At 48.1% G+C, this 17,551-nt stretch carries 21 protein-coding genes and 2 tRNA genes; 8 read left to right on the forward strand and 15 right to left on the reverse strand.

What is annotated here, in order from left to right:
- A partial coding sequence (locus QFX30_RS08055; RefSeq protein ID WP_300490675.1) for a DUF11 domain-containing protein occupies positions 1 to 593 on the forward strand: 593 nt, incomplete at its 5' end.
- A gap of 23 nt (positions 594 to 616) precedes the next feature.
- Here QFX30_RS08055 and QFX30_RS08060 read toward each other — a convergent pair.
- On the reverse strand, positions 617 to 1,558 hold the full coding sequence (locus QFX30_RS08060; protein WP_300490678.1) for a calcium/sodium antiporter: 942 nt from the start codon (positions 1,556 to 1,558) through the stop codon (positions 617 to 619).
- A 90-nt stretch (positions 1,559 to 1,648) separates the two neighbouring features.
- Here QFX30_RS08060 and hypD point away from each other — a divergent pair, with 90 nt between their 5' ends.
- From hypD to pscS, 6 genes are read left to right on the forward strand one after another with little or no spacing between them, the layout of a single operon-like run.
- Positions 1,649 to 2,704: a hydrogenase formation protein HypD gene (gene hypD / locus QFX30_RS08065; protein ID WP_300490680.1), complete on the forward strand. Its 1,056-nt coding sequence runs from the start codon at positions 1,649 to 1,651 to the stop codon at positions 2,702 to 2,704.
- The gene (locus tag QFX30_RS08070) at positions 2,704 to 3,381 is read left to right on the forward strand and encodes a phosphoglycolate phosphatase (protein WP_300490683.1); all 678 of its coding nucleotides are present in this window, start codon (positions 2,704 to 2,706) and stop codon (positions 3,379 to 3,381) included. Before hypD ends, QFX30_RS08070 begins: the two co-directional genes overlap by 1 nt.
- Positions 3,374 to 4,666 (forward strand): TldD/PmbA family protein, encoded by a 1,293-nt coding sequence (locus tag QFX30_RS08075; RefSeq protein ID WP_300490685.1) that lies wholly within the window; start codon positions 3,374 to 3,376, stop codon positions 4,664 to 4,666. Before QFX30_RS08070 ends, QFX30_RS08075 begins: the two co-directional genes overlap by 8 nt.
- A 1-nt stretch (position 4,667) precedes the next feature.
- On the forward strand, positions 4,668 to 5,660 hold the full coding sequence (locus tag QFX30_RS08080; protein ID WP_300490687.1) for a radical SAM protein: 993 nt from the start codon (positions 4,668 to 4,670) through the stop codon (positions 5,658 to 5,660).
- A 21-nt stretch (positions 5,661 to 5,681) separates the two neighbouring features.
- The gene (locus QFX30_RS08085) at positions 5,682 to 6,191 is read left to right on the forward strand and encodes an NTPase (protein WP_300490689.1); all 510 of its coding nucleotides are present in this window, start codon (positions 5,682 to 5,684) and stop codon (positions 6,189 to 6,191) included.
- A gap of 2 nt (positions 6,192 to 6,193) precedes the next feature.
- Positions 6,194 to 7,330 (forward strand): O-phospho-L-seryl-tRNA:Cys-tRNA synthase, encoded by a 1,137-nt coding sequence (gene pscS, locus QFX30_RS08090; RefSeq protein ID WP_300490691.1) that lies wholly within the window; start codon positions 6,194 to 6,196, stop codon positions 7,328 to 7,330.
- Positions 7,331 to 7,411: 81 nt separating this feature from the next.
- On the opposite strand, the gene QFX30_RS08095 is transcribed toward pscS, so the two are convergent.
- From QFX30_RS08095 to QFX30_RS08110, 4 genes are all read right to left on the reverse strand, one after another.
- A complete protein-coding gene (locus QFX30_RS08095; protein ID WP_300490693.1) occupies positions 7,412 to 7,819 on the reverse strand; it encodes a transcriptional regulator in 408 nt (135 codons plus the stop codon).
- Positions 7,820 to 7,837: 18 nt separating this feature from the next.
- On the reverse strand, positions 7,838 to 8,281 hold the full coding sequence (locus QFX30_RS08100; RefSeq protein WP_300490695.1) for a universal stress protein: 444 nt from the start codon (positions 8,279 to 8,281) through the stop codon (positions 7,838 to 7,840).
- 2 nt (positions 8,282 to 8,283) lie between these two features.
- On the reverse strand, positions 8,284 to 8,754 hold the full coding sequence (locus QFX30_RS08105) for a TIGR00288 family NYN domain-containing protein (protein ID WP_300490698.1): 471 nt from the start codon (positions 8,752 to 8,754) through the stop codon (positions 8,284 to 8,286).
- A gap of 76 nt (positions 8,755 to 8,830) precedes the next feature.
- Positions 8,831 to 9,484: a TetR/AcrR family transcriptional regulator gene (locus QFX30_RS08110; protein WP_300490700.1), complete on the reverse strand. Its 654-nt coding sequence runs from the start codon at positions 9,482 to 9,484 to the stop codon at positions 8,831 to 8,833.
- A 141-nt stretch (positions 9,485 to 9,625) separates the two neighbouring features.
- On the opposite strand from QFX30_RS08110, the gene mtrA reads away from it, so the two are divergent.
- Positions 9,626 to 10,171, forward strand: a complete 546-nt coding sequence (gene mtrA, locus QFX30_RS08115; RefSeq protein ID WP_300490703.1) for a tetrahydromethanopterin S-methyltransferase subunit A — start codon at positions 9,626 to 9,628, stop codon at positions 10,169 to 10,171.
- A gap of 73 nt (positions 10,172 to 10,244) precedes the next feature.
- Here the strand turns inward: mtrA and QFX30_RS08120 are convergent.
- The 10 genes from QFX30_RS08120 to rpoA2 all read right to left on the reverse strand — a co-directional run bounded on the left by QFX30_RS08120 (position 10,245) and on the right by rpoA2 (position 17,549).
- Positions 10,245 to 10,329, reverse strand: a tRNA-Ser gene (locus QFX30_RS08120).
- Between the two features lie 35 nt (positions 10,330 to 10,364).
- A tRNA-Ser gene (locus QFX30_RS08125) sits at positions 10,365 to 10,449 on the reverse strand.
- 82 nt (positions 10,450 to 10,531) lie between these two features.
- Positions 10,532 to 10,840, reverse strand: coding sequence for a 30S ribosomal protein S10 (gene rpsJ, locus QFX30_RS08130; RefSeq protein WP_010876685.1), 309 nt, complete (start codon positions 10,838 to 10,840; stop codon positions 10,532 to 10,534).
- 34 nt (positions 10,841 to 10,874) lie between these two features.
- The gene (tuf, locus tag QFX30_RS08135; protein WP_300490708.1) at positions 10,875 to 12,116 is read right to left on the reverse strand and encodes a translation elongation factor EF-1 subunit alpha; all 1,242 of its coding nucleotides are present in this window, start codon (positions 12,114 to 12,116) and stop codon (positions 10,875 to 10,877) included.
- Between the two features lie 110 nt (positions 12,117 to 12,226).
- Complete coding sequence (locus QFX30_RS08140; RefSeq protein ID WP_300490710.1) at positions 12,227 to 14,419, reverse strand: elongation factor EF-2; 2,193 nt, start codon at positions 14,417 to 14,419, stop codon at positions 12,227 to 12,229.
- Positions 14,420 to 14,436: 17 nt separating this feature from the next.
- A complete protein-coding gene (gene rpsG, locus QFX30_RS08145; RefSeq protein ID WP_300490712.1) occupies positions 14,437 to 14,997 on the reverse strand; it encodes a 30S ribosomal protein S7 in 561 nt (186 codons plus the stop codon).
- A 5-nt stretch (positions 14,998 to 15,002) separates the two neighbouring features.
- Positions 15,003 to 15,428, reverse strand: a complete 426-nt coding sequence (locus QFX30_RS08150; RefSeq protein ID WP_013296236.1) for a 30S ribosomal protein S12 — start codon at positions 15,426 to 15,428, stop codon at positions 15,003 to 15,005.
- A gap of 20 nt (positions 15,429 to 15,448) precedes the next feature.
- A complete protein-coding gene (locus tag QFX30_RS08155; RefSeq protein WP_300490714.1) occupies positions 15,449 to 15,880 on the reverse strand; it encodes a NusA-like transcription termination signal-binding factor in 432 nt (143 codons plus the stop codon).
- A gap of 6 nt (positions 15,881 to 15,886) precedes the next feature.
- Positions 15,887 to 16,183: a 50S ribosomal protein L30e gene (locus QFX30_RS08160; protein WP_300490717.1), complete on the reverse strand. Its 297-nt coding sequence runs from the start codon at positions 16,181 to 16,183 to the stop codon at positions 15,887 to 15,889.
- Between the two features lie 10 nt (positions 16,184 to 16,193).
- Positions 16,194 to 17,549: a DNA-directed RNA polymerase subunit A'' gene (gene rpoA2, locus QFX30_RS08165; RefSeq protein ID WP_300490720.1), complete on the reverse strand. Its 1,356-nt coding sequence runs from the start codon at positions 17,547 to 17,549 to the stop codon at positions 16,194 to 16,196.
- Positions 17,550 to 17,551 lie beyond the last annotated feature (2 nt).

The following is a 17,551-nucleotide window of genomic DNA, read 5'->3' on the forward strand; positions in this document are numbered from 1 at the left end:
CCACTCTGGTTAACGTTGCGGATGTGGTGGCGGATACCTACAACCCGAACCCTGATAAGAGCGCCAATGCCACTGTAACAGTTAACCCAAGGGCAGAGCTCATCATTAACAAGACAGTGGATAGAAGGGCTGTGCGTGTGGGTCAGAACGTAAGGTTCACTATAACAGTAACCAACAATGGACCCGACACAGCACTCAACACAATGGTTACCGACAGGCTGCCAGATGCCATGAGGTACATATCCTCCAATGCCACCAGGGGTTCATATAACCCTGCAACTGGTGTCTGGATGGTAGGCGACCTCCCAGCAGGCTCAAGCGCGGTCCTTGACATGGTGGTCCAGCTCATAAGGCGCGGCACATTCGTGAACGTTGCAACCGTGAGTTCAGGTTCAAGTGGGGGTAACAACACGACTGATGTGGAGATTGATGTTGAACCATCACCAGGTCCAGGTCCATCTCCGGGACCATCACCTAGACCTCAACCAGGACCGGGAACCGTACCAATGAAGCCAACAGGAGCACCTCTAACTGCATTTATTGCAGGAATGCTTCTTGTGGCAGCAGGTTCAGCGATATCAAGGAGAAAATAAACCCTTTCCTTTTATTTTTTTATTCAACCTGTGATTGCTATTCTTAAGGCAGCATAGATTATGTATATAATGAGAAGCACGACTCCTTCAACTCTTCTAAGCTCCATATCCGTCCACATGAAGTACATTACAATAACTGTCACAACTATCAAAATGGGGGCATCAAGCACAACTGAGAGGGGCTCAACAGGGATTTTCACGAATAATGATGGAACCCCTATGCCTATGAGGATATTGAATATGTTACTCCCAAGTACCGTGCCCAGTGAGAGGCTGCACATATGCTTCCTTGCAGAGTTAACAGCGACAACAAGTTCAGCAAGGCTTGTCCCGATGGCAAGGGCAAAAAGGCCGACTATCATCTCAGGAATATGGAGAACCGCGGCAATTCCAACTGCGCTGTAAACCAGTACCCTGCAGAACACCACAAGCCCGAAGAAACTTAAAACTGCAGTTACAATGGTCTTCCAGCCAGCATCACCACCCTCTATGAGGTGGCTCGCGTAATATTTCCTCTGCTTCTTTATAAGAATTAAAAGGTAAACACCATAGATGCTGAGGAGAACGGCACCTGTAAGAGGGCCAATGGGCCCCATGAGCATGAAAGATGAAAGTATCAGGATGCTGAGAAGCCCGAATAATCCATCCCTCCGGATCTCATCCCTGTTTGTTGTAACAGCACAGGAGAGAATGGCAGATATCCCTATGATACCCGCGATGTTCCATATGTTCGAACCTATCACCACACCCACACCGAGTTCAGGGCTACCTGTAAGGACAGAGATCATGGCGGACCCGAACTCAGGAAGAGATGTCCCTGCAGCTGCAACCGTAACTCCAAGTATTATCTGTGATATTCCAAGCGCCCTCCCGATATCAACGATCCTGTCCACAAAGATGTCCGCTGATCTTATAACACCGAGCAGTGAGGCGCAGAAGATTAGTATTAGGATGATGGGTGTCATGGTTGATAATCCCCCTGCTTAATAAATCCACTGCCAGTTATATATATGGATCATGATAAATAGACCTTAACTGTAATTTGGTGGTAGCCTATGAAGAATCTTTCAAGGGAACTGGTTTCAAGGATACATGAAATATCACGCCCTGTTAAGATAATGCACGTCTGCGGTTCACATGAACACACTATAATGCAGCATGGAGTAAGATCACTCCTCCCCGACGAGGTTGAGGTGGTGGCCGGGCCGGGGTGCCCTGTCTGCTGCGTCCCCGCAAGAGAAATAGACGAGTGCATAGAACTTGCAAGGCAGGGCGTTACAATCACAACATTCGGTGACATGCTCCGTGTTCCTGGTTCGAAGGGGTCACTTGCAGATGCTAGGGCCGAGGGCGCCGATGTCAGGATAGTCTACGGTGTGGGAAATGCGGTGGATATAGCGAGAAAACTTGACAGGGAGGTCGTCTTTATGGCGGCAGGCTTTGAGACCACCGCACCAACAACAGCATCGGAGATACTATCAGGCCCACCAGAGAACTTTTCAGTCCTATCCTGCCACAGGCTGATACCCCCAGCACTCAAATTCCTCATAGAATCAGGGGAGGTTAACCTCAACGCCCTCATAGAGCCGGGCCATGTATCAACCATAATCGGCATGAAACCCTATGAGCCCTTCTCACGGGACTACGGAATACCTCAGGTCATAGCAGGATTCAACCCCCTTGACATACTCATGGCAGTGTACATGATACTCAGGCAGATCGAAAGGGGCGAGGCAAAGGTTGAGAATGAATATAAGAGGGCGGTGAAACCTGAGGGTAACATAAAGGCCCAGCAGGCGATGGATGAGGTTTTCCGCATAACCGAGAGGGAGTGGAGGGGATTCCCGGTCATACCTGAATCTGTATATGAGATCAGGGATGAATTTTCAGAGTTCAATGCAAGGGAAAAATTCGATATTGACGTCGCTGATGCCGTTGAGGTGCCCACTGGCTGCATATGCGGCGCAATACTGAGGGGTGTTGCAAGGCCAGAGGAATGCTCACTCTTTAAGACCCAGTGCACGCCCACAAACCCTGTTGGGGCCTGTATGGTTTCAAGGGAGGGGACCTGCAACATAGCCTACCGCTACAGTTCATTCAGGGTGCAGTGATGAGGGCCATTGCGGTTGACATAGATGGTACAATAACCGACAGCACCAGAAAACTGTGCATCAGCGCTCTCAGGGCCCTCAGGGGTGCTGAAAGAAAAGGAATCCCTGTCATAATCGTGACAGGGAATGTCCTGTGCTTTGCAATGGCGACATCTGTCCTTATAGGGACAAGTGGTGGTATTGTGGCTGAAAATGGCGGCGTGATATACTCTAATGGGGATATAAGGGTTCTGGGTGATATCGAAAAGGCAGAAACCGCCTACAATCACCTTAGAAAAATTTACCCTGCCACGAAGGTCCAGTTCTCTGATCTCAGGTTATCTGAGGTGGCAATCACCAGGGAAATGCCTGTTCAGGTCATCAGGGAGGCCCTTAAGGGATTTGATGTTGAGGTCTATGACACGGGCTTTGCAATACACCTTACAGACCCCCGGGTAGATAAGGGCTCTTCCCTGAAGCTTGTGGCAGAGAAAATGGGGATTAAAATGTCTGATGTCATGGCAATAGGGGACAGTGAGAACGATATTGAATTCCTTGAAAAGGCGGGCCTCAGCGTGGCCGTTGCCAATGCAGCCCCCGAGCTCAGGGAAATGGCAGATTATGTCACCGCAGGAAAATATGGTGATGGAGTTAGGGAGGCCATCGATAAATTTGTCGGGGTGGATACCGATGTTTGATTTCGCTGAAAAGGCCATCAAGTTGGCCTTAAGGAACTCTGAGATGGCTGAAGTCTACATTGAAAGGGAACATACAGTTGAGGTGCAGGTTCAGAGGGACCTCATAGACTTTGGTAAGATAGAATCCATGACAGGTATCGGTATAAGGGTACTTAAGGGAGGTAGGATGGGCTTTGCATACACCTCAGATCCATCGAATCTCCATAGAGCCGTTAAAATAGCCACAGAGAATCTCAAGCTTGCCGATCCAGATGAAAATTTTGGATTCTCAGAGCCGGCCACCTACCCCACAGTGAAGGGGATCTTTGACACATCATTCCTGGAACTGGAAGTTGGGGAATCTGCCAGCATCGCAGAGGTCATGGTTGATAAAACACTTGATGAGGGTTGCAGACCAACAAGTGGCGGGTTTTCAGCATCCATGGTTGAAACATTCATCCTGAACTCGGAGGGTGTTGAGGCTTCATCAAGGTCAACGGGATTCTCAGCATACATATCGGTGAATGCAGAGAAAAATGGGTCCAGGACAACGGCATATGAGTCTGATTCATCATGTATCATGGACATAGACCCTGAATGGATAGCTGGAAGGGCATGCCGGATAGCGAGGGATTCCCTTGGCGGTGAAAATGTTGAGAGCGGAAGGATGTCAGCTGTACTGGATTACCATGCAGCCGCAGGGTTGCTTGGCACATTTGCCGCGGCATTCAGTGCAGATAACGTTCAGAGGGGGAGATCCGTCCTGGCTGATAGGATCGGCACTGAAATAACATCCCCTGACCTCAGCATATACGATGATGGTACACTGAGGGGAGGCCTTGGCTCATCACCCTTTGATGGGGAGGGCACACCATCCCAGAGAACACTCCTTGTTGCTGATGGAGTCCTTGAGGGCTACATACACAGCATCTACACTGCATCCAAGGGTTCATGTGAGAGCACAGGTAACGGGCTGCGAGGCTACTCTGACATACCCATGGTTTCAACCACAAACTTCATCCTTGAATTTGGGGATGAGGTTTCACTTGATGATTTTAGCGGGATATATGTGACTGATGTGCTGGGTGCCCACACAGCAAACCCCATCTCAGGTGACTTCTCGGTTGAGGCCAACAACGCCTTCCTAGTGGAGGGTGGCGAATTCACGCCTGTGAAGAAGGCGATGCTCTCTGGTAACATATTTGAGCTCATGAATAACGTCTCATCCACAGACCTTGAGAGAAGGCAGATTGGAGACTTTGTAACGGCACCCCTCATTGTTGAGGGAATCCATGTAACAGGTTAAAATGTCACTGAAAGATGCTCTTGGCCACTACCTTGATGTGAGGGATGGAAGGAAGGATGCAAGATTTCTTGAGGCAAAGGTCATTCCAGCATCCTTCAGCAGGGAGTCAGATACCAGTGAACTCTGGCGGGAACATGAAAGAATAGAGCAGGGCTTTGAGTGTTCAGGGGAGTGCAGAGGATCATTCCTTGATCTGAAAATTGAAATTGCAGAGAGGATTTTCAGGAAATGTTCACTGTGCCACTGGAGATGCTGTGTTGATCGTAAATTGAACCCTGGAAGATGCGGTGTTACATCACCCCGGGTTGCATCGGAGTTCCTGCACTACGGCGAAGAGGCACCGCTGGTGCCCAGTCACACCATCTTCTTCTCGGGTTGCACAATGAACTGTGTCTTCTGCCAGAACTGGGACATATCACAGAACCCGTCTGTGGGTGTCAGCATCCCTGAGGATAGACTTGCGGCCCTCATAGAGGAGCGGAGGCGGATGGGCTCAGCCAACGTCAACTTCGTCGGGGGAGACCCGACCCCCGCACTACCCTACATTCTACGTGTCCTCCGGCGGATATCCATCAGTGTACCTGTGGTATGGAACAGCAACATGTACCTCTCACAGGAATCCATGAGGCTACTGAAAGGTATCGTGGACCTCTACCTCACCGACTTCAAATTTGGCAACAGTGACTGCGCATTGAAACTTGCCGGCGTAAGGAACTACTTTGAGGTTGTATCAGAGAACCACCTCAGAATAAGGGGTGAAGATATGATAATAAGGCACCTGTTGATTCCAGGGCACCTTGAGTGCTGCACAAAACCCATCATATCATGGGTCGCAGATAACCTTGGAAAGGACACCGTAATGAACATCATGGGCCAGTACAGACCCCTCTACAGGGCATCACGGTACCCTGAACTGAACCGTTACCCATCCAGGTATGAACTTGAAGAGGCGAGGCGATGGGCTCTGAGGGAGGGTGTTGAAAATCTTATCTGAGGACAAGTTGAGGTGAGCCATGTGAAAATTTTAATAACAGGAAGACCTGGAAGTGGGAAAAGCACCCTTATTGAGAGAATAAAGGACCACCTGAAACTTAAAGGTCTTTCTACGGGGGGTATATTCACCCCGGAGGTGAGGGAGGGCTCATCAAGGGTTGGCTTTGAGGTTGTTGATATAAAATCAGGTAGGAGGGGTCTTCTTGCCTCAGTGAATAGCAGGGGGCCGCGGGTTGGAAGGTACGGTGTGAATGTTGATGTTATTGATGAAATCGCTGTTCCAGCGATAATGAGTGCTCTGGAAGAGGATGACTGTGTCCTGATAGATGAGATAGCGCCAATGGAACTTAAGAGTGAGAGGTTCAGGAGGGCTGTGGAGGAAGCGCTGGATTCAGAAGTTCCTGTGGTTGCAGCGGTCCACAGAAAACTTGTTCAAAGTATAAGAAAGAGGGGTGACATAAGAGTATTTGTTGTGGATCCTGAAAGTCGTGATCATGTTTATCGGAGGATCATTGATTTACTGGGTGATTGATTATGGAATGCGCTGATTATGGTATTACAAGGTCACTTGAGAGGGACAATCTCAACCTTAACCCCCTCCAGAGGGGTGGTGTTTTACCTGCAGCCGCCAGGAGGGCCCTCTATGAATTTGGGGATGGCTACAGTGTCTGTGATTACTGCGATGGAAGACTGGACCAGGTTACAAGGCCGGCTGTGAACAGCTTCCTGGATGACCTCGCAGATTTCATAGACGCAGATGCTGTCAGGACGGTTCATGGGGCAAGGGAGGGTAAATTTACAGTTATGCATGCCCTCTGCGAGGCTGGTGACACCATCGTTGCGGATGGAAACGCACACTACACCACCCACCTCGCTGCAGAGAGAAACAACCTTGAGATTGTTGAGGTCCCATCAACGGGATACCCTGACTATGAGATAAAACCTGAGGCCTACAGGGAGGTCCTTGAGGAGGTCGCTGACAGGGTTGATGTTAAACTTGCAGTTCTAACACATGTGGATGGTAATTACGGTAACCTCACCGAAGCAGAGGAGGTAGCCAAGATATGCAGAAATATGGGTGTCCCCCTCCTCCTGAACTGCGCCTATTCCATGGGTCGTCTCCCTGTTAAACTCGGAGAAATCGGAGCGGACTTTGTCGTTGGAAGCGGGCACAAGAGCATGGCGGCCTCTGGACCGATAGGTGTTCTTGGGATGAGGTCTGAATGGGAGGACATCATCCTCAGAAGGTCAGTGAGGCATGAGAAGAAGGAGATTGAGATGCTGGGCTGCACATCACGTGGAGCACCACTTGCCACCCTCATGGCTTCCCTTCCACACGTTGTGGAGAGGGTTTCCCGGTGGGATGATGAGATTAAAAAAACCCGGAGATTTGTCTCTGAACTTGAGGAGATGGGAGGTATAAGGCAGATTGGTAAGAGACCCAAGGAACACGACCTTGTGAGGTTTGAAACCCCTGTATTCCATGATATTGCGTCTTCACATCCCAGGAAGGGTTTCTTCCTCTACGAGGAACTTAAGAAGAGGAGGATTGTTGGTATAAGAAGGGGTCAGACCAAGTGGTTCAAGTGCAGTGTTTATGGGATGACCGACGGACAGGTTCAGTATGTCATTGACTCCTTCAGGGAGATCATCGAGAAAAACAGGAATTGAATTTTTGTCATGGAAATGCAATTAAATCATGAACCACATTTTACTTAAGAAAAACAGAAATTAAATCAAACAGGAATTCTTTCATAGTATAACAGGGAACTGTATTTCCCTTACCTTTTTATGGCATATCTCCCGCGGAGCCCCTATTATGTCAATTCCGTTTTCCTCTGTGTAAGCTATGAGCTCCTCATAGGCTTCATTTCTATTTTCAGAATATTCTTTAAATATTACGGTGTGTTCGGGGATCGTAACAATTTTGATATCACCGGAGCCCTCTGATTCGCCCTTTACAGGTATTCCCACATCATATCGGCCATCATCCTTAAGGGGGCTTGTGTAGAATATCACCAGGGGGTCACCTGCTATTTCAAGGTTCTCTGATGAGATGAATTCCCTTACCTCTTCAATGAGTTCACCTGTTTTGCTTAAGGATCCGCTGAAGGTTATAAGCGCCAGTTTCTCGTCACTTAATGTCTTTTTTCCTATCATTAAATCACCTTCACGTATTCAGCCAACGACCAGTATTGGAGTTTCTGCAGATTTCAGAATCTTTCGTGTTATGCTTCCGGATATTATACGGTCGAGGCCGTGTTTACCTGAGCTGCCCATAACGACTAGGTCAACATCCTCATCCTCCATTGTTTCAAGGATAACTTCTGCAGGGTTGCCCTCAAGTATCCGGGTATCGAGTTTGCACTCCTTCATTCTACCATTTTCCTGCATTGATGAAAATTCGTCCTTGAGGATGGATATTGCCTTTTCTGACTGTTTTCTGAGTATCCTTTCAATGCGCCTGCTGATATCCTCATGCCAGACCTTCCTGTAGGATGTGTCAACTACACTTATCCCGAGGATATCTGCACTGCTCATCTCTGCAATTCTGAATGCGTGTTCTGTTGCCTTCCTGGCGTCATCTGAGCCATCTGTGGGTATCAGTATTCTGCGGTACACCATCAGACACCTTCACTTATTAGTTTTATGGAGTTATCTGCCGAGTTCTGGAGTGCTATGCTGAACCCTGGCTCTGCACCTATAACAAGGGTTTCCTTTCCCTTCTCCTTTGCTATGTTTATTAGCGGGAGGAAATCTGCATTTCTTGTCATCAGTGCAACCACATCAATGTGGGGGTTGTGTATGAGTTCAAAGGCCTCCACTGCAAGCTGGACATCCACGTCCCCTGCGACTATCGTGGGTGAGAATCCCTGGTTTACAACTGCCTCGATGAGTTTATCTGAGGCGTACTGGTTGAGGAGGACCTTACCTACCCTGAGGTTTCCCCTGTCAAGCAGGAGGCTCTTAACAAAGTCAAGGTCTGAGCAGAATTCCTTTCTGAGCATGTTTGGGCCATCCACGAGGAGCCCAAGATTCTTTTTATCTTTCTGGCTGTTATCTATTATCACGAAGTTAACATCATCCATATTCATTCTTTTCCTCACATCGTTACTTTAACTACAGATTGTATCTAAAACCTTATATAGTTATTTATGGTGCGGCTGCTATTCATGGCTCTCTGCTTTCCGGCTTCTGATTTTTCAGGGCTGATTCAAGGAATATCTCAAGGTCCCTCCAGAATCTGTCTCTCCCGATTTCTCTGGCCTCAAGAACCATCCTTGATGTGAGGTCGAGGTTGAGGGAATTTATGGCCAGTGTATGTATGTATATGGATAGCTCAACCGGGTCGAGGTCACTGCGAATGCTACCGTCTTTCATACCCTCTATGATCGCCTCGACCATGAGCCTCCACATCCCTGTGCGGAGGTCAACTATTTCCCTTCCATCCTCACTCTCGCTCATCTCAAATCTTTCTGTGCCACTGTAGCAGTATATCCTGAAGTAGTCAGGGTGTTCCTTTGAGAATCTGTAGAGGGCGTCCAACATGGCCTTCACCTTGCCGTAACCGTCTGTTTCAAGCTCCGAACATTCTGAGTACATCTTGTGGAGTATTCTTACGCCGTAGAGGTTAACGGCGAAGAAAAGGGCCTCCTTATTTTTGAAGTAGTAGTAGAGGAGTGCCTTGTTGACCTCTGCCCTTTCTGCTATTTCATCCATGGTCACATTGTCGTAGCCCCTCTCGAAGAATGCCTTCTCAGCAGCCCTTATTATCTGCATCTGTCTTTTCTGCCTTTCACGTTCTCTCCTGGAAGTCGGGGCCATTTGGTTCACCTTTTCTGTATCTGTAGGATATCTGTTCTGTGGCTTTAAAAGGATTTTACCGGAAGATTTATATATTTTTAACTACAAGTTAAACTTTAACCAGAAGTTAAAAATTAACTGATGGTTAAAGAGGTGTTTGTAATGGTTGACAAGAAACCGGTACCCGAGGACTGGCCACACATAGTTGGGGACTATGTGGTTGGTGATGCCGAAAGTCCGGTTGCGGTTGTCACCCTCGGGTCCCACATGGAAGATGAGCCTGTAAGGGCGGGTGCAGCAATTTCAGGTCCACTGCACACAGAGAACCTTGGAATAGAGAAGGTCGTTGGTAATGTAATTGCAAACCCCAACCTCAGATTCCTCCTTGTATGCGGTGCAGAGGTCATGGGTCACATCACGGGTCAGACCATTAAGGCCCTCCATACCAACGGGGTTGATGGAGAAACCGGGAGAATAATCGGGGCCACCGGCGCCATCCCCTACATAGAAAACATGCCTGATGAGGCCATAGAGAGGTTCAGAAGGCAGGTGGAACTTGTTGATATGGTAGATGTTGAGGATCCCAATGCAATAAGAGAAAGAATAGGGGAGTGTGTGGTGCATGATTCAGGGGCAATTGATGAGGAGCCCCTCATTTTAAGACCTTCTGAGGATCTGAATAAAAAGAAACCCGATGAAAACACCTGATTAATTTTTTTAAGGGTCCAGACCGCCACCCTCAAGGCGGTCTCTTCCTCCTATATTTTAAATCTTTATTCTACGCCGGGACTGGGATTTGAACCCAGGCGGAGCAGAGCTCCACAAGATTTCCAGTCTTGCGCCTTACCTGGCTAGGCTATCCCGGCAGAATAAGTTATTAGTTTTAGAAAAGATTTTTAAGCGCCGGGACTGGGATTTGAACCCAGGCGGAGAGAATCTCCACGGGATCTCAAGTCCCGCGCCTTACCTGGCTAGGCTATCCCGGCAGCATTAGATAAAAGAGATTGATAAACTCTTATTTATATAGTTTTTGGTCCCTGAATTTGGTTATAGGGGTTTGCACCCCAGTTAACTCTTGAGTTCTATTTCTATGCTGACGTTGTCAGGTACATTGACCTTCATTACCTGACGCATTGCCCTTTCATCGGCCTCTATACCCACAAGTCTCTTGTGGATCCTCATCTCCCATTTCTCCCAGGTTGCGGTTCCCTCACCATCAGGGGATTTCCTTGTTGGGACCACAAGCCTCTTGGTTGGGAGGGGTATTGGGCCTGACATGTCCACGCCTGTCCTCTCAGCGATCTTCTTCAGCTGGTCACAGACGTATGCCAGTTTTTCAGGGTCTGTCCCTGTGAGTTTAATCCTTGCTTTGTGCATCTGAATCCTCCTTTAAAAAGGGAAGGGATGGGGTTTATTTTGCTGGCACGAGGTCTATACACATTCCAGCAGCCACTGTCTGTCCCATGTCCCTTATGGCGAACCTTCCCATGTGTGGGATGTCCTTTATCTTTTCAATGACCAGTGGCTTGGTTGGTTTGACCTTCACGACAGCAGCGTTACCTGTTTTGAGGAAGTCTGGGTTTTCCTCTTCAACCTGACCTGTTGCAGGGTTCATTTTCTGCACAAGTTCAAGGAATGTGCAGGCAACCTGTGCTGTGTGGCAGTGGAATACAGGTGTGTAACCGACTGTTATGACACCTGGATGCTGGAGAACAACGATCTGTGCTGTGAACTCCTTGGCAACCTTTGGCGGATTGTCCAGGTGTCCTGCAACGTCTCCCCTTCTGATGTCGTTTTTACCGACACCCCTCACGTTGAAACCTATGTTATCACCGGGTTCTGCCTGTTCTATCATTTCGTGGTGCATTTCGATGGATTTAACTTCTCCACTGACACCTGCTGGTTCAAATATGACGTTTTCACCCTTCTTGAGGACCCCTGTCTCTACACGTCCAACTGGGACTGTACCCACACCTGTGATGGAGTACACGTCCTGTATGGGTATCCTCAGTGGAAGGTCCACAGGTTTTTCAGGTGCTTCAAGTTCATCTAGTGCTTCAACGAGTGTTTTACCCTTGTACCATGCTGTCTTGTCGCTCTTGGCGGTTATGTTGTCACCCTCGAAGGCTGAGAGGGGTATGAATTCAACGTCGCTTGGCTTGTAACCAACTGTTTTGATGAGGGCTGCAACCTCATCCTTGAGGGCGTTGAATTTTTCTTCGTCGTAGTTGACAAGGTCCATCTTGTTGATGGCGACTATTAGCTGGTTTATACCCAGTGTCCTTGCTAGGAAGACGTGCTCCTTTGTCTGGGGCATTATACCATCGTCGACTGCCACCACTAGGACTGCAGCGTCTGCCTGGGATGCACCTGTGATCATGTTCTTAACGAAGTCACGGTGTCCAGGGCAGTCCACGATGGTGAATTCGTACTTGTCTGTTTCGAATTTTGCGTGTGCAAGGTCAATTGTAACTCCCCTTTCCCTTTCTTCAGCGAGTCTGTCCATAACGAACCTGAACTTGTCCTCACCCTCAGCCAGCTGCTGCTCGGCGATTGCCCCTGCCTGAAGAAGCAGGTGTCCCACTAGTGTGGATTTTCCATGGTCTACGTGTCCAATAAACGCCAGGTTCATGTGTTCTTTTTCTTTAGCCATATTATACCTCCATATGTGATGATTTAGCCTGATCTAGATTCAACACCTACACGTGTTTTTTGTCTAAGGTAATTTCCTATATTCCTTTTAATTATATAAGTTTAATGGGGTTAACCCAGGTAGTGGTCTGCGCTGTAAGGTTCAGGGCTTAGACCCTTCCTGGTCCTTACCTCCCTTATTATTGTGTGCTGCAGTTCATTTGGCAGTTTCTCGAATCCAGCGTTCTCTGTTGACCAGAGACATCTTCCCTCAGTGGCTGACCTGATATCACCTGCGAATCCGAACATCTCTGCCACAGGTACCACGGATTCAACGGTTACCATGTCACCCTCCTGGGTCATGTTAATGATCTGTCCACGCCTGTTCTGTATCTCACGGGTTGCGCTTCCCATGTAGTCCTGGGGCACGTTGATGAACACCTTCTGAATGGGTTCAAGCATCGTCGGCTCGGCAGACATCATGGCACCGAATATACCCTTCCTTATGGCGGGTAAAACCTGGGCCGGACCCCTGTGGACTGCATCCTCGTGGATCTTGGCGTCCATGAGCTTTATCTTAACACCCATAACCTTTTCCTTGGCTATGGGACCATTGTCCATTGCGCTTTCGAAACCATCAAGGAGTAGCTCCTTTATCTCGTCAAGGTACTGGATACCACGGGTCATGTTGATGAAGAGGTTCTTCTCATAGACGTCCCACACCCTTCTAGCCTCTTCCTTGTCCATACCTGCCTCTATGAAGTCTTTCGCGGCTTCCTTACCCTTAATACGGCCTTCTTTTATCTTACCTTCCTGTATTGCCTGCATCACTGATTCTTCAAGGGGTTCAATTTCTATGTAGAATCTGTTGTGCTTGTTGGGTGATTTACCCTCAACTGGGCCTGCGGTTCCTGAAACCGTTTCCCTGTACACCACTATGGGCTCTGAGGTCTCTATCTCAACACCCTTTTCGTTTATCCTGTAGGCTATGATCTCAAGGTGAAGTTCACCCATACCTGAGATGAGGTGCTCACCGGTCTCCTCGTTGATCTCAACCCTTACTGTTGGGTCCTCCTTACCAACTTGTCTGAGGACCTCTATGAGTTTTGGAAGGTCCTTGGTATTCTTGGCCTCAACTGCAACTGTAACCACGGGTTCTGATATGTGTTCGAGACCCTCGAATGCCTTTATCTTTCTTCCTGTGTCACAGATTGTTTCACCTGCAACAGCGTTCTTTGCACCGGTTATTGCGACTATGTTACCTGCAGGAACCTTGTCGGTGTTGACCCTTTCGGGTCCCATGTAGACACCGACCTGCTGGACACGTGCCTTGCTGTGTGAACCAACAAGGAAGACCTCGCTTCCCTTCTCTATTGTACCGCCGTAGACACGTCCAGTTGCAACTTCCCCTGCATGTTTGTCTATACTCACATCTGTAACCATAACTGCAAGGGGGCCGTTGGGGTCTGTTTTGAGCATTGCCTGTCCTTCCTCGCTTTCAAGGTCCCCTGACCATATGATGGGCACCCTGTATGCCTGGGACTTGGCGGGGCTTGGGAGGTGCTCAACCACCATTCCGAGGAGCACCTGGTGGAGGGGTACCTTCTGGGCGAGTTCCTTCTGGTTGTCCTCCTTACAGTACTTGTAAATGTCATTGAAGTTTATACCTGTCTCCTGCATTATCGGGACGTTTATGGCCCAGTTGTGGTATGCTGAACCGAAGGCAACGCTTCCATCCTCCACACGGACCTGCCACTTGTCCCTGAATTCTTCAGGGGCCATGTTCTTGATGAGTTTGTTTGCATTGGCAATGATTTTTATGAATCTCTCCTGGAGCTCACTGGCGTCAAGTTTGAGTTCATTTATGAGCCTGTCAACCTTGTTGATAAAGAGGACGGGCCTGACATTTTCCTTGAGGGCCTGTCTCAGCACGGTTTCTGTCTGGGGCATTATACCCTCAACTGCGCATACGACAACAACAGCACCGTCCACAGCCCTCATGGCCCTTGTAACGTCACCCCCAAAGTCCACGTGACCGGGGGTGTCTATGAGGTTGATGAGGTATTCTTTTCCATTATAGGAGTGGACCATTGAAACGTTTGCTGCGTCAATGGTGATACCCCTTGCCTGTTCCTGTTCGTCGAAGTCAAGGAAACGCTGATCCCCGGCCAGTTCAGCGGAGATCATGCCTGCACCAGCCAGGAGGTTATCTGAGAGGGTTGTTTTACCATGGTCGATGTGTGCCACTATACCGATGTTACGGATGTATTCCGGCTGGTACATGAGCTCCTTAATCTTGCTAATCATTTTTGCACGTCTGCTCACTAAAACCACCTGTAAGTTTAATGTGCGGATCTGGCTATCCTTTCTTTCTCTTCCTTCTTCTGGATTGCAAAGCTTCTTGTGTCATACTCTGCAGCCAGCATTATCTCGTTTGCAAGGCATTCCTCTATGGATTTCTTGTTCTTGAATGCTGCCTGCATTGCACCCTTGGTTATGAATCCGAGGGAAAGGTCCACCCTCCTCTGTGGGGATATGTCAACCGCAACCTGGTAACCTATACCACCGTACTTGATCCTTGTGGTCTCCTCCCTTGGGGAGGTGTTTTCGACGGCCTTAACAAGGACCTGGACTGGGTTCTCCTTGGTCCTCCGGTTTATGATTTCAAAGGCCTCCTTCACTATCTTGTAGGCCTTGTTCTTTTTACCTGAGTTCCTCTCGGTCCTCATAACCTTGTTTATCAGTCTCTCAACTATTGAAACCTTTGACTTTGCAAACTGCCTCTTAACGTGTCTTCCCATTGTGTGGGGAACCAGGATACTGTCAAGGCATATGTACTTTGCAAGGCCCATATCCTCAACCTTGACTTCCTCCAGTTCCCATTTATCAAAAACTAGACTCATAAGGATTACCTCACAGGTTTTTCTATTTTCCCCTTAACCATTTCCTGCAGGGAAACATTGTTGACCTTTGTAACCTTCCACCTCACACCAGGAATATCACCCATGGATCTTCCTGATGGTCCACCAATACCCTCAACAACGACTTCATCGTGCTCATCGATAAAACCAATAGCGCCGTCTCCAGGTGCGAAGGCTGTGATCTGTTTACCGTTTTTGATTAACTGGACCCTCACACATTTCCTTATTGCTGAGTTTGGCTGTTTTGCCTCTATACCCACCTTTTCAATCACTATGCCCCTTGCCTGGGGTGCGCCTTCAAGGGGGTCGGCCTTAACATCAAGGCGAAGTGATCTCCTCTTGTAGTGGGTGTCCTTCCATCTGAATTTCTGCCTCTTGCTTTTGAGTTTTTTTGCTGCGAATAATCCTGGCAAGTAAGATTCCTCCTCGAGATTTATTTTATTATAATATTGCTTATGTTGTGCTGTCTTCTGGCCAGTAACCTGGCCCTTTCAATGTTCTGTCCGCCGCGTCCAATGGCGATTCTCTTATTCTTTGGATCGGTTTCCACTGTTGCTATTTTTTCACCGTTTTCCTTCTGCAGTATCCTGATACTCCTTATCTTGGCGGGTGCCATGAGGTTCTTTATGAACTCCACGGGGTCGTTGGAGTGTTCGATTACCTCAACACCCTTGTCGAGTGCCTTCTGGACCTTGGCTACTGTACTTCCCTTTTTACCAATGGCAAGGCCCATGTCACCCTTTTTCACAAGGAATGTTACCTTGCCATTTTCGTCATCCACAATGCAGTCCTTCACCATTGCACCGGTCATGCTTTCAAAGAGTGCAATGTATCTTATCTCGTTTGTGGTAAATTTGATGGTCACAGCAACCTACCCCACCATTTCCAGTATTGTTGAATCACCTGGATCCTGAATTAAGAGCGCCCCTACTATGAATGGTTTACCGCAGAGGGATCCCAGTTCAACGCTGGTGCCCTCATGGGTGTAAACCGGAATATCTGAGAGCTCTGCATAGTATTCTATGTCCTCTCTGAGATCCTCTGGAATGTTACTGGCGATTACCACCAGCTTACCCTTACCCAGTTTGAGGCTCTGAATTGTCCTCTTTGATCCAAGGATAACATTACCAGTATCTACAGCGACTCGTATTCCTCTATCTATGTCCATCTACTGCCTCCTATTTTCTTTCTTTCATCACAACACTAACGGAACCTGTACCCAGAGGTATAGGCTGTCCTATAATAATGTTCTCTATGATACCAGTGAGGTGGTCCACCTCTCCCCTGATACTTGCTCTAAGAAGGTGCTTGCCTGTTTCCTCAAAAGAAGCTCTTGCAAGAACGCTTGATTTTTCACCGCTTATACCATGTCTTCCAATGGATTTAACGGAACCATCAGCAGTCATCATATCTGCAACAAGCATTATGTGACGTATGTCCACTGTGAGACCCTGTTCCTCCATGGTTCTTTTTGCTTCATGTATTATTGCATTTCTCGCTGCTTCTATGCCCAGAACGGTTTCTATTTCGTGTATGTCGTTTGTCGTTGTTCGGACCTTATCCACACCCTCTTCTTTAAGAACAGCTCCAAGGTTTGAACCCTCTGTATGTATTACCCATTCATCATCCTCTTTACGGATAACCACCTTTCCTATATTTTTAACACCACTTATCTGGAGTTTCCTTACCTTATCAGCCAGTAGTCTGAGCTCCCTGATTGTGGGTTTCTGGGGTTCAAATCTTAGTATGCTGTTATCTATTTCTACTTTCTTAAAAGTTTTTTCCACCTTTGCTATTATATCCTCATATTCAAGGTGTTTTTCAATGATCTTCTCCTCGTCCAGTTCTGCAACCACTGCCATATCTGCGTACTGGATGCTGAAGTTTTTGAGGACATCGTTGAGGGTGCTTTTACCTATCTTATTGGCCTTTTTACGCACAAACTCCTCATCATACTTGAGGTCACCCTCAAAGTAGATGCTCATGGTTGGTGTGGATATCTTTTTCCGGGCATCCACGATTTCGATTAGTCTTGGGAGACCCAGGGTAACGTTGAGCTCCGCCACCCCTGCATAGTGGAATGTACGCATTGTCATCTGGGTACCTGGTTCACCAACAGACTGTGCTGCAACTGTCCCAACCGCCTCACCAGCCTCAACCTTTGCCCTCTCATAGGCCCTTCTGACTCTTCTTACAAGTTCATCCAGTTCCTCGTCGCTGAGGCCATGTTTCTTAATTGCCACGGCTATTTCTTCGATGAGGCCAGGCGGAAACTTCGCCCTCTTCCTTTTAACAAGTTCCTGGACCTTAAGGATGCGCTGGTATTCGTCCTCAACTGCGTCGAGGAGTTCGTCCCCTTCAAGACCCCTGTTTCTCTCTGAGATCCTGCTGAAGAGCCTCACCATTTCATGAAGTTTCGCTTCCTTCAGTTTTTCCTCCTCCGCGATCCTGGCAACATATTCCACCACAGGATCTGGAAGCAGGATCCCGTTCTTTGAGGAGTAATCCTCTATTTTAGATATAATTTCCTGCACAG

It is taken from the genome of Methanothermobacter sp. (assembly GCF_030055435.1).
Lineage (GTDB): Archaea > Methanobacteriota > Methanobacteria > Methanobacteriales > Methanothermobacteraceae > Methanothermobacter.